The organism is Aquimarina macrocephali JAMB N27, from assembly GCF_000520995.1.
Classification (GTDB): Bacteria; Bacteroidota; Bacteroidia; order Flavobacteriales; family Flavobacteriaceae; genus Aquimarina; species Aquimarina macrocephali.
The window spans coordinates 253,937-266,674 of sequence record NZ_JACA01000003.1 but is presented as its reverse complement, the minus strand read 5'-3'; the positions used below and the strand labels follow the sequence as shown (position 1 = coordinate 266,674).

General features: G+C 31.3%; 9 protein-coding genes. 6 read left to right on the top strand and 3 right to left on the bottom strand.

The window, feature by feature from the left end; genetic code table 11:
- Positions 1-16 precede the first annotated feature (16 nt).
- Entirely contained in the window at positions 17-481 is a 465-nt protein-coding gene (locus Z054_RS0104230) for a hypothetical protein (protein WP_024768847.1), read from the top strand.
- Between the two features lie 90 nt (positions 482-571).
- On the opposite strand, the gene htpG is transcribed toward Z054_RS0104230, so the two are convergent.
- Positions 572-2,458, bottom strand: a complete 1,887-nt coding sequence (gene htpG, locus Z054_RS0104225) for a molecular chaperone HtpG (RefSeq protein ID WP_024768846.1) — start codon at positions 2,456-2,458, stop codon at positions 572-574.
- A gap of 946 nt (positions 2,459-3,404) precedes the next feature.
- Here htpG and Z054_RS0104215 point away from each other — a divergent pair.
- From Z054_RS0104215 to Z054_RS0104200, 4 genes are all read left to right on the top strand, one after another.
- Positions 3,405-5,459 carry a tetratricopeptide repeat-containing sensor histidine kinase gene (locus Z054_RS0104215; protein WP_161635241.1) on the top strand — a complete coding sequence of 685 codons (2,055 nt, stop codon included), beginning with the start codon at positions 3,405-3,407 and terminating at the stop codon, positions 5,457-5,459.
- Entirely contained in the window at positions 5,452-6,084 is a 633-nt protein-coding gene (locus Z054_RS0104210; RefSeq protein WP_024768843.1) for a response regulator, read from the top strand. Before Z054_RS0104215 ends, Z054_RS0104210 begins: the two co-directional genes overlap by 8 nt.
- Before the next feature lie 88 nt (positions 6,085-6,172).
- Positions 6,173-6,493 (top strand): T9SS type A sorting domain-containing protein, encoded by a 321-nt coding sequence (locus Z054_RS0104205; RefSeq protein WP_152538463.1) that lies wholly within the window; start codon positions 6,173-6,175, stop codon positions 6,491-6,493.
- 293 nt (positions 6,494-6,786) lie between these two features.
- Positions 6,787-7,794, top strand: coding sequence for a 3-oxoacyl-ACP synthase III family protein (locus Z054_RS0104200; RefSeq protein ID WP_024768841.1), 1,008 nt, complete (start codon positions 6,787-6,789; stop codon positions 7,792-7,794).
- Positions 7,795-8,066: 272 nt separating this feature from the next.
- Here Z054_RS0104200 and Z054_RS0104195 read toward each other — a convergent pair whose 3' ends face one another.
- Positions 8,067-10,436: a TonB-dependent receptor domain-containing protein gene (locus Z054_RS0104195; RefSeq protein WP_035090529.1), complete on the bottom strand. Its 2,370-nt coding sequence runs from the start codon at positions 10,434-10,436 to the stop codon at positions 8,067-8,069.
- Between the two features lie 440 nt (positions 10,437-10,876).
- Here Z054_RS0104195 and Z054_RS0104190 point away from each other — a divergent pair, with 440 nt between their 5' ends.
- A complete protein-coding gene (locus Z054_RS0104190; protein ID WP_024768839.1) occupies positions 10,877-11,239 on the top strand; it encodes a CoA-binding protein in 363 nt (120 codons plus the stop codon).
- On the opposite strand, the gene Z054_RS0104185 is transcribed toward Z054_RS0104190, so the two are convergent.
- Entirely contained in the window at positions 11,216-12,673 is a 1,458-nt protein-coding gene (locus tag Z054_RS0104185; RefSeq protein ID WP_024768838.1) for a sodium:solute symporter, read from the bottom strand. The genes Z054_RS0104190 and Z054_RS0104185 overlap by 24 nt on opposite strands.
- Between the last annotated feature and the right edge of the window lie 65 nt (positions 12,674-12,738).

Here is a 12,738-nt window from a genome sequence, read left to right as displayed (position 1 = left end):
CGCAGCTTATAGTAAAATGATATATCTATTAGGTAGAAAATCAACTGATTATGTTATGGATGTGAGAAGAATTATTTTGGTTATTACTATAACTGGGTTTCAGTTTTTGTTATTTAATTGCTCACAGGATGACGATTCTTCAACTTCTGATGAAGTACAAATCAGAACTACAGGTGCGGTTCAAATTAGAATAAAGAATACAAGTCAATATAATTATTCGGGTATTCTGGTAAATACTAATGGAGGAGAAAACAATTATGGAAGTATTTCTGCCAGTAAGACCACGAAGTATGGAGGTTTTGATTTTGCATACAGATATGCATTTGTAGAGTTAAAAATCAATGGACAGATATTTACAATCCAACCTATTGATTATGTAGGAGAAGCTAAATTGGCTCCGGGGAAGTATACTTATGCAATAGGAGCTAACGACTCTGCCCAGCGATATGGCAAGCTTACTATAAAATTGATTGAGGATTGAACTAAATGTTATAAACAAAAATAAAAAACCGCTTCAATGTGTTTAACAATGAAGCGGTCCAATATTTATATGTACTAGTAGTCTTAACTACTACTTTATCATATCGTAACTACGTTTAATAAAATCTGTTAATTCTTCTCCTTTTAATAGGTTTTGAGAGAGTCTGGCCAAATCCAGAGATTGTTTTATTAAGCGTTCTTTTTTCTTATCTGTTTTGGTAGCAGCAATTTGCCCAATAAGTTCATGATTTGTATTAATAATCAAATTATACATTTCTGGCATATTACCAAACATGTTCATTCCTCCACCACCAGTTTGTTGCATCTCTTTCATACGACGCATAAATTCTGGTTGAGTAATCATGAATGGAGAGGCATTGCTATCCATTGCTTCTAATTGTACAGTATATGTCTCTTTTGGAACTACTTTTTCAAGATCAGTTTTAAGAGTTTCTTTCTCTTCATCTGATAGCTTAGAGATAGTTTCTTCATCTTTTTTGATAAGATTGTCAATGTGATCTCCATCTACACGTGCAAAAGAAATATTTTCTTTACTAGTTTCCAATTTTTGGATCAAATGAGAAACAATAGGAGAGTCTAAAAGGAGTACTTCATATCCTTTATCTTTTGCAGCAGAGATGTACGAGTGTTGTTCATCTTTATTAGAAGCATAAAGAAGAACGAGCTTACCATCTTTGTCAGTTTGAGAATCTTTAATTTTTTCTTGTAATTCTTCAAACGTAAAGAAAGAACCATCCACTGTTGGATATAATGCAAATTTGTCAGCTTTTTCGAAGAATTTTTCTTCAGAAAGCATTCCGTATTCGATCACAATTTTAATATCATTCCATTTTTGCTCCAAATCTTCTCTATTGTTTTTAAACATAGAGCTTAGTTTATCGGCTACTTTACGAGTAATGTAACTTGATATTTTCTTTACATTACCATCAGCTTGTAAATAAGATCGGGATACATTAAGAGGGATATCGGGAGAATCAATCACACCACGAAGCATGGTAAGGAATTCTGGAACAATACCTTCTACATTATCAGTAACAAATACTTGATTTTGATATAATTGGATTTTATCCTTTTGCATATTCATATCCTGACCCAGTTTTGGGAAATACAGAATCCCGGTTAGGTTAAAAGGATAATCTACATTAAGGTGGATATTAAAAAGAGGCTCTTCAAATTGCATAGGATACAATTCGCGGTAGAAGCCTTTATAATCCTCATCTTTTAGATCAGCAGGTTGTTTTGTCCATGCAGGATTAGGATTATTGATAATGTTATCAACTTCTTGAGTTGGTGCAGGATCTTCTTCTTTAGCATCCTCTGGTTTTGGTAACGTTTCTGTTTTAGTACCAAATTTTATAGATACTGGCATGAATTTATTGTATTTCACCAATAATTCATTTATTCTACCATCTTCAAGAAACTCGGTATCATCTTCGCCAATATGTAGAATGATTTCTGTTCCTCTTTCTGTTTTATCATGTTCCTCTATACTATAGGTTGGAGATCCATCACAAATCCAATGTGCTGCGGGCTCATCTTTATAGGATTTTGTAATAATTTCTACTTTGTCTGCCACCATAAAGGCCGAATAGAACCCAAGACCAAAGTGTCCTATTATTCCAGAATCTTTAGCACTATCCTTATATTTTTCTAGAAATTCTTCAGCACCAGAAAAAGCTACTTGATTAATATATTTCTCAACTTCTTCTGCAGTCATACCAATTCCCTGATCGATAATATGTAGTTGCTTTTTGTCTTTATCGACTTTAATCTCGATAAGAGGGTTGCCATATTCTACTTTAACTTCACCAATACTTGTTAAATGTTTTAGCTTTAAAGTTGCATCTGTTGCATTCGAAATAAGTTCTCGTAAAAAAATCTCATGATCAGAATACAAGAATTTTTTAATTAATGGAAAAATGTTCTCTACAGATACATTAATACTTCCTGTTGCCATTTTATATTGTTTTTAGTTTAATTGTCATCTTATGGTGTGATGTATTCAAAAAAAATACCAATAGTATGTATCTGCCAAACTGGCATTGAAGTAAGTTTTTTTTATATCTATTGTAATGATTTGTTGACACAATGGACTAAGGATATAAATAAGTTTTTTGAAGTATATAATTTGTTTACAACTCAATATATAAGTGCTATGAGTATTGGTCGGATATACATAGCCAATTTAGAAGGGAGAAACTTTGCTATGAGAATAAATACCCTTGAGTTATAAACAATATAAATTCTGATTTGGCGATGGTTTTTACTATCGCCATCAGGATGATTAGTTTAAAAAAAAGACTGAAGAATAAAATATTTAAAAATATATCAATCATATATTTTTTGAAAACATGATCTGTTACTTGATTTAAAAGTAGAGATTTTGAAGAGTACTATAGTCAGTCACCCGACTGGCTTGGTTTGTTTATTTATTGGTTAGGTTGTTAGAAAGATGCGCTGTGGTTGGCGCATCTTTCTCGTTTTAGATTCTTATCGTTTTAAGCGAAAAGCTATAAATAATGATGAAATTAAGTGTATAGTAAAATCTACTTATATCAGGTATGATGTTTCTTGATATATAAAGCGAAGTAAAAACAACTGATCGAATTATTACTGTTTTATGGCAGCATTTGATTAAGGTTTTGTAGGGATTTTCTGGTGTAGTAAATTTGGTAAATCAAGGAATTGAAATCATTTTTTTGGAATACAATAGGGATTTTGATATTATTCTATGTTGTTGATTTTTAGGCTTTAATGAGATGTTTTGAAAGAGATTTGGTATGTGCCTATCTATTGTTTTTTTAAATTCTGAATAAGAAAGAGGTTTTGATACAAAAAAATAGAGAGCTATCATGCAATTTGAAAATACAATTATATGTATCTTCACAATTAGAATCCCTAGAATGTTAAGAAGCAAAATATACATATTTATTGTTGTTGCTGCATTTCATTTTTATGCTTTTTCGCAGCAGAAAGAGACTGTTTTAGAATTAATTGATAAAGTAGAAAATGTAACAAATAAAGAAGAAAAGCTTTATTTATTAGATTCGCTATCGAGTGTATTAAACGAAAGGAGGAATTCGGATTTTGAGTTTTATAAACAAAACTATCCGAAATATACACTCCAATATATCGATTTGGCTAAACAGTTGGATAGTTTTGATCTGGCAGCTTTTAAGACTTCGCGACTTACGTTTCACTATCTTCAAGTAGTTGGTAAACCAGATTCTGCATTGGTTATTGTAAATAATAGTATTAAAGATAGCCTCAAAATTAAAAAAAGAATTAATCTGGGGCATCTTTATATTAAGAGAGCAGGAGCGAATTATCAAATTGATAATTTAGAAAAAGCAATTGTAGATTATTCTAATGCAGAGAAAATATATCATCAGACCAAAGATTCTATTTTTGAGGCTGATGCAATTTATTTTAATGGCCAAACATATGAGCGATTAGGTAAACTTTCTAAAGCAATTTTAAAATTTCAGGAAGCTAATCTATTATACACTAAAATGAAGGACACTGCTTATATAGCATATAGCGGATTGGCAGTATCCGGAATTTTTAGTCAGCTTTATCTTTTGGAAAAGTCTTTTGAAGAAAGACAGAAGATTAGGGTATTATTGAATAGCCAAAAAAATAAAGATTTTCAAGCATTATCTGAGTTAAGCGTAAATGATGCTCGTGATTTTGTAAAGAAAAAAGAATACAAAAAAGAAGAGGAAGCCTATCTTACTGCACTTAAATTGTTGAGAAAAGAGAAGGGACGTTATGCCAATATGTTTAGATTAAGGGCATATGCTTCAGAGTTTTATTCTAAGCAAGGCAAGCCCGATATTGCCAAAAAGTATTTGGATACTCTCGAGCTTTCTACTGATTTGATAAATAGCCCGTATGATAGAATATTTTATTTAAAAGCACTAAGCAGATATAAAGTTGCAGAGGGTAAGTATAAAGAAGCAATTCCAATTTTTGAAGAAGAGATCAAGATTTTTAAGAATTCGAATGACATTCGTGGTCAGGTACATTTAGAAAAAGAACTTTATGAAGCAAATAAAAATCTAAATAAACTACCAGAGGCTATAATCCATTTGGATAGGTATCAATTATTGAAGGATTCTATCTATAATTTAACCAGATCTAATAGTGTTATTTATTATCAAACGCTCTATGAGGCCGAAAAAAGAGATAGTAAAATTGCAATTCAGAAAGCTAATATTGAGATGCTTGAAGCAAAGGATAAAGCAAAGAAAAACCTATTGATATTTGGCGGTATAGGTCTAAGTCTTTTGTTTTTATTGATCTATTTATATAGAAATAGAATATTTCTGATTCGAAATAAAAAACTACAACAATCATTTTTACAAGAACTTTTACAAACTCAGGAGCGCGTTGGTAAACGTATATCTAAAGATCTTCATGATAGTGTTGGTCAAAGTTTGTTACTCATTAAGAATAGAATTTTACAGAATAAAGATACAAAGACAGCTACTGTGGTAGATGGTGTAATTGATGAAGTACGTGCAATATCAAGAAGTCTACATCCATTTAAGTTAGAAGAACTAGGTCTTACGGTAACCATACAAAGTAGTGTGGAGATGATCGATGAAAATTATGATATTTTTGTTTCGGCAGAAATAGATAATATTGACCAAGTGTTTGATCAAGAAAAAGAAGTTAATATCTATAGATTGGTGCAAGAAAGTTTTAATAATATTATTAAACATTCTAAAGCAAGATCTGCAGAAATTAAAGTGATTAATAAAGAAAATGATGTTGAAATAATTATTAAAGATAATGGTAGGGGATTTGATGTTTCTAAAGAAAAAATATCAATTTCTAAAATAGGTCTTAAAACATTAAATGAGCGTTCAAAATTTTTGAAAGCTACTTTCAATATACTGTCTGAAATTGATCGGGGGACTACGCTGATATTTAATATTCCGAAACATGCTTAAACCTAATATACTTATTGCAGATGATCACCCTTTATTATTAAGAGGGCTAGAGGAATTTTTGAAAGAACGAAAATATAACATCATAAATACTCATTCTGATGGGCTTTCTGCATATAATGCAATCATTAAAGATAAACCGGATATCGCTATTTTAGATATCGAAATGCCTAATCTAACCGGTATAGATATCGCTAAAAATTGTAAGAGACATCATATCGATACCAAAATCATTTTGATTACTCTTCATAAAGAAAAGAAGTTTTTTGAAGATGCCGTAAAATATAATATTCATGGCTACCTGTTAAAAGAATTTGCTTTAACAGAGATTGAAGCGTGTATAGCAAGCGTTAGTAGAGGAGAGCCATATTTTAGCGAAAAAATATACAAACGTTTTACGAATGTTTCAGAGCGTAATCCGGACATAGAAAAACTGACTCCTTCCGAAGTTAAAATCCTAAAACGCATTGCAGAAGAGATGACAAGCACAGAGATTGCAGATCTTTTGAGTATTTCTGTGAGAACAGTCGAAAAACATAGAGCAAATATAATCCGAAAACTTACTCTTGAGCAAAAACCAAATGCTTTGCTTATCTGGTCTCAGAAAAATAAACAATTACTACTCTAACTTTAATGTACTTGCTATTGTTGCCTAATTACGTGGGGCTACGTATGTTTTGAGGAGATGAATATCTATATATTTGTCCATATAATAGTTGAATAGAAATCTTTTTGATTTTGACAATAGAAAAGAAATAAAGTCGATGCAGGATATTATTACTGAAATAAATAGTTCTAGAGGTAGTTCATTTTCGGTTTATCCAAATCCCTTAAAAGGGGAGGTTTATATTGATTGTAAAACTGAAATACCTAATGCTAGTTGTGAAGTTTTCGACCTAAAAGGGCATTTAATTGTAGGGAACAAAAATTTGTCGATTAAAAATACAATTTCATTTACCTCCTTTCCATCAGGAATGTATACCATTAAGGTACGTGATGATAATGAGGTAGTGATAAAGAAATTTCTAAAACTCTAGTTTTAGGAAGATTGGGGAATGGGGACTACTAATTTTAATTAGTAGTCTCTTTTTTATAGACGTTTTTGGCGTGTTTTTCTATTCCCTATTCGAGATATTAAGTTGAAAATATGGAGAGTCTGTATTTTGGATTAGCTTAGGGGTTTGCAATACAGTTGTTTAAGATTTTTTTATTATGCGTGCATATAATATGATTAGGGTTTCTTTTATCAAAATGTTAAGAATACATATATTGTGTGATAACTTTTAGTTAAGTATAAAATAACTCACAACACACACAATAAATTAACAACATGTATACTTCAAAAATATCAGGTTTAGGGTCTTATGTCCCCGAAAATGTCGTAACTAATGATGATCTATCTAAGGTGATGGATACGAATGATGAATGGATTCAGGAACGTACCGGTATAAAAGAAAGACGTCACATCAAAAAGGGAGATGGTAATAGTACTTCTATTATGGGGGTTAAAGCTGCTAAAATTGCTTTAGAAAGAGCTAAACTTACTACAGATGATATAGAACTTATCATTTTTGCAACTCTTAGTCCTGATATGTATTTTCCTGGAGGTGGAGTAAGAGTTCAGGAAATGATGAACATGAGAACTATTCCGGCATTGGATGTTCGTAATCAATGTAGCGGGTTTGTATATGCTATATCGGTAGCAGATCAGTTCATCAAGACAGGTATGTATAAAAATGTATTGGTAATTGGAAGTGAAAACCATAGCGGTGGTTTGGATATGACAACTCGAGGAAGAGGAGTTTCTGTAATTTTTGGCGATGGAGCAGGAGCCGCTGTATTAACGAGAAGTGAAGAAGAGGGTAGAGGGATTTTGTCTACACATTTGCATAGTGAAGGTGCACATGCCAAAGAACTATCTCTAGAAGGTCCTAGTACAGAACATTGGGTGCCAGAAATTATTTCAGAGAACCCTCAAGAAAATATTCCTTACTATCCATATATGAACGGTCAATTTGTGTTCAAAAATGCAGTAGTACGTTTTTCTGAAGTAATTAATGAAGGATTACAGGCCAATAATTTATCGGCTACAGATATAAATATGTTAATACCACATCAAGCAAACCTGAGAATTTCTCAATTTGTGCAACGACAATTTAAATTATCTGATGATCAGGTCTATAATAATATTCAGAAATATGGTAATACTACAGCTGCATCTATTCCTATTGCATTGACAGAAGCTTGGGAGCAAGGTAAAATTAAAGAAGGAGATTTAGTAGTCTTAGCGGCCTTTGGAAGCGGGTTTACCTGGGGTAGTGCTATTATTAGATGGTAACCTAGTAAAGTAAAAAAATGAAAAACGCGAAGCAATTAAGCTTCGCGTTTTTTTATCTAATAACTCGGTTATTAATTTTTTAAAGGCTAATTCAAATAAATCATAACCATGACTATACTATATTAAACGTTGTAAATTGTAAAGTGTTACAGAATTTGTTATTTTTTTGCATTTATTTAACTTTAATAAGGTTTTTAAGAAAACCGTATTAAATTTAACAAATATCTGAGTTATTAGTTATGATATTAACATTTTTTTTAAAGAAAACCTAATTATAGTATTCCTCCGCCAGATTTTTCATTGTTATCTCTTCGTTTTCTTGAAGCTTTTCTGTTTTTTCCACCTCCGAATCGGTAGGATAGACCTAGGAAAACAGTTTGTGTTTCACCTTGAAACTCTCCGTTTTGCGGATATGGATTGTTTGCAGAAAATCTGAAACGCATTGTGTTAAAAATATCGTTAAAGTTAATACTAAAGGTACCTTTACCTTTTAAGAAATTATAACGAGCTCCAGTATTTACGAAATAGAATGGTTTGGTTTTAAATAATATGCCTTCCTGTTCTCCTCTATAAAATCCAAATACCTGAAAAGTCAAGTTTTTTGTCGCTTTGAAACTATTATTGAGTCTAAAATTGTAAACTACTGCATCTACTTCTCTATTGATATTATCGACCACACCTTTTTGCGTTTGCGAATACAGATCAAAGCTAGCATTAAAACTCCACCATTTTGTAGCTTTATAGTTGCTAGATATCTCAACTCCATAAGAAGAATTATTATCAAAATTTTTGAATGTTAGTATCTGGCCTTCCTCAACATCTGGATTTTCTATAAGTGCCTGACTTATTTCATCATTGATAATTCGGTAAAATACTCCTCCGGTTATTGATCCTTTTCCTAATTTTCGTGTGTAATTAGCTTCTATAGAATTAGTAAATTGAGGATTCAACTCAGGGTTTCCAATAGAAACTATTCTTGGTGTACTCCATTCACGTATGGGGTTTACCTGATTTAATCCAGGTCGATCAATTCGTCGACTATAACTTAATTGATAGCTGTTTTTCTCTCCCGGAGTATAACTAATAAAACCAGAAGGGTATACAGTAAAGATATCATCTTCAAATATTTTTTCTCCATCAAAAACAGCTTCAACTTCATAGTTTTCGAGACGTGCACCTAGCTGATATGCCCATTTTTCAAAATTTTGACCATATGTACCATAAAAAGAATGTATGTTTCGGTCATAATTATATTTTGAATTTGCGAAAAGTGTAGAACGATAGTCATTGTCTGTTCTTCTTAAACGAGTTTCATATCCTAATTCTAATTTAGTTTTTTCTGATAATGGGTTTACATAATCGAGGTTTATTGTGGTGTTTATTCGCTCATTATTAATAAGGTCGTTATAATTTGTGAACGATCCGTCTCCTCCAACAAAATTAAAACGATCATCACTATCACTTTCAAAAACATTATAATCAACTTCTAATTCAATATTATGTCCTTCTTTTTTAAAATCATGTTTATAATCAAAATTATATGTAGAACCTTGATTATCACTATCACTTAATAGTTTTTGGGATAAATTATTCTGATCATTATTGAAAAAAGTAATATCTGTAGTTCCATCTGTAAGTCCGTCAAACAAGTTTTGATTAGTATATACAGAGATGGTATTATGGTCATCAATAAAATAATCTAAGCCTATTTTGAATAGGTGAGACTTATTATTATCTATGAATTTAAAATCTGTTTGATAATTTTGATCTTGTCTAAATACACCTCCTGCATTTTGTCGTTTGGTAATATTGTTACCATAATTACCATAAAAGTTCACTTTTCCTGTTCTGTAATTTAAATCTATAGAACTATTGAAACGGGCGTTTTTATCAAAATTAAGCCCTAGGTTGAGATTACCATTAAAACCTATATTACTATTCTTATGTAATACGATATTAATGATACCACTCATTCCTTCAGGATTATATTTAGCAGAAGGATTAGTAATCAATTCTATTTTCTTAATAGAAGTAGAAGGGATTTGTTTCAATAATTGTGTAGCATCAATATTGGTAGGTTTACCGTCTATGAGGATACGTACATTTTGATTTCCGCGTAAAGCAATATTACCATCCTGATCTACATTAACAGAGGGGATATTGTTCATGATTTCTGCTGCAGTACCTCCAGTTGTGGTAAGATCTTTTCCAACATTTATAACTTTACGGTCAATTTTTTGTTCTATTGTAGTTCGTTCGGCAATTATAGTTACATCGTCTAGAGATTCGGCTTCTTCTTCTAATGATACAGTGCCAACATTGATATCCTTATTTTTTCTAGAGATCTCGATAGGTTGAGAATACGTTTTGTATCCTATAAATTGTACTTTTAAAGTATAACTTCCTTTCGGGATATCAGAAATTAAGAAGTTACCATCATCGGTACTAATACCTCCGCTTATAATTTTATCTGCTCCATCATGAATTGCTACAGTAGCATAGGGTATGGGTTGCTGTAAGTTTTTGTCTATTACTTTTCCTTGTATGGTACCCACTACAGCTTCATTACTTGGTTGCGCTGTTAGAAATAGACACCAAAATGAGAGAAAAAATAAAATAACTCTTTGATTAATTGTTTTCATCTGAACGTTTATTTGATTGATAATTGTTATGCATTGTACTTTGTATTGCCTAATACAAATACGTGATTGTTTTCAAAATTGACACTGTGATTAATCGTGTTGTAAGTGTAAGACGACGGTAAAACCATTCTGTTACACCTTATTTTGACTTTAACAAAATATTAGATAATTAAAAACCGCCTCTAATAATAGAGGCGGTTTTCTATAATAACCAAATAGTAACACTAACCATCAACTATGAATAAAATTTGATTATTATAAAGTAACTAACTAACTAAATTTATGAAAATTCATATCCTTTTATATGTAAGACGAAGTGCTTTGATTTGTGTTACATTCATCGTTTATTTTTAACATTTTTCTGGTTATTTTTAACGTTTAAGCCTTTATTTGGTGTCCTAATAAACCTATTTTTCTTATTTTAAATTCAAATAATATTTATGGATAAAAAAACATTAGTTCTGGGAGCATCCTTAAAGACAAATAGATATTCTAACTTTGCTATTCATAAGTTGGTAACCCATGGTCATGAGGTTGCAGCTGTTGGATTAAAAAAAGGAGAAGTTGCAGGGATAAAAATTGTGACAGCTATACATAATGCAGAAAATATGGATACAATTACTTTGTATTTAAATCCTCTTAGGCAACAACCTTATTATGATGATATCATACGACTAAACCCCAGAAGAGTAATTTTTAATCCTGGAACAGAAAACCTTGAGTTTTATCAAAAACTTAAAGCGGCAAACATAGAAGTCGAGGTTGCTTGTACGCTAGTGTTACTTTCTACGAATCAATATTAAAATAGCAGACAATAATAATCCTAAAAAGGTCAAAAACCCATTAAGAATTAGGATAAAGAAACCAAATTTAAAACCGAACCATAGATCACTATTTTCGCTAATGATATAGGATAAAATTGGAGATAAGATTGCAATAATTGGCACTAAATTATCTTTCACTTTTAGTTTTGTAAATAATCCAAATGCATATAAACCTAATAGAGGACCGTATGTGTATCCTGCAAAGACAAATAGTTTGGCGATTACACTTTCATCTTTTATAAGATACTTAAAAGCAATTATGACCAATACCAATATAAAAGAAAATAGAATATGAATCTTTTTTCTGGTCTTAACCTGATCTGTTGGATTATATTTCTTTTCAATATCGAGTATGTCTATACTAAATGATGTGGTTAATGAGGTCAATGCACTATCAGCACTACTATATGCCGCTGCGATAAGACCAAGTACAAAAAAGATAGCGATACCAAAACCTAATCCGCTTTGTGTAGCAATTACAGGAAAAAGCTGATCCTTATGAGCATCAATTCCATTTTGTGATGCGTATTGGGTAAGTAGTAATCCAAGACCTAAAAATATAAAGTTTACAATAGTTAATACAATAGTAAACCAGAACATATTTTTTTGTGCATCTTTCAAACTTCGGCAGGTAAGATTTTTTTGCATCATATCCTGATCTAACCCCGTCATAACAATTGCAATAAATGCACCTGATAAAAATTGTTTCCAAAAATAATTAGCACTTTTAAAATCATCAAAAAAGAACATTTTCGAGAGATCACTTTCTAATACATAACCCAGTAGGTTTGATCCTTGAATCCCTAAATCATCTGATACATAATATATAGCTACGCCTACTGCAATAAGCATGAATAATGTTTGTAGAGTATCGGTCCATACAATCGTTTTAATTCCTGATTTAAAAGTGTATAGCCAGATTAATAATATAGTTATGATAACAGTAACCCAGAAAGGCACCCCCAAAGCATCAAAAAGAATAGATTGTAAAACATTAGCAACCAAAAACAATCTAAAACTTGCCCCAACTACTCGTGATAGTAAGAAAAACGAAGCTCCGGTTTTATATGAGTAATTACCAAAACGTTGATCCAGATAGGTATAAATTGAAGTTAAATTAAGTTTGTAGTAAAGAGGAAGCAGTACTGTACCAATAACAGTATATCCCAAAATATACCCTAATACTACTTGCATATAACTAAATTGTGAAGCTTCAATCCATCCTGGTACAGAAATAAAGGTTACACCACTTAATGATGCTCCAATCATTCCAAAAGCTACGATATACCATGGGGATTGTCGATTAGCTTTAAAAAAAGCATCATTTCCTGAGTTTTTACCTGTGAAATAAGAGATGAGAAGAAGAATTCCAAAATAAGCCGCAATAAGGAGTAGGATATGTAATGGTTGCATGAATTTCGGTTAAAAATGAATCCCCAAAATACAAATTAACCAGTAATGGTAAACCAAAAATCAAA

Bases quoted from the DNA above. Each gene is read 5' to 3' on its own strand.
- Z054_RS0104215 (WP_161635241.1), top strand. From the start codon at position 3,405: ATGTTAAGAAGCAAAATATACATATTTATTGTTGTTGCTGCATTTCAT.
- Z054_RS0104190 (WP_024768839.1), top strand. From the start codon at position 10,877: ATGGATAAAAAAACATTAGTTCTGGGAGCATCCTTAAAGACAAATAGA.
- Z054_RS0104200 (WP_024768841.1), top strand. From the start codon at position 6,787: ATGTATACTTCAAAAATATCAGGTTTAGGGTCTTATGTCCCCGAAAAT.
- Z054_RS0104185 (WP_024768838.1), bottom strand. From the start codon at position 12,673: ATGCAACCATTACATATCCTACTCCTTATTGCGGCTTATTTTGGAATT.
- Z054_RS0104230 (WP_024768847.1), top strand. From the start codon at position 17: ATGATATATCTATTAGGTAGAAAATCAACTGATTATGTTATGGATGTG.
- htpG (WP_024768846.1), bottom strand. From the start codon at position 2,458: ATGGCAACAGGAAGTATTAATGTATCTGTAGAGAACATTTTTCCATTA.
- Z054_RS0104210 (WP_024768843.1), top strand. From the start codon at position 5,452: ATGCTTAAACCTAATATACTTATTGCAGATGATCACCCTTTATTATTA.
- Z054_RS0104195 (WP_035090529.1), bottom strand. From the start codon at position 10,436: ATGAAAACAATTAATCAAAGAGTTATTTTATTTTTTCTCTCATTTTGG.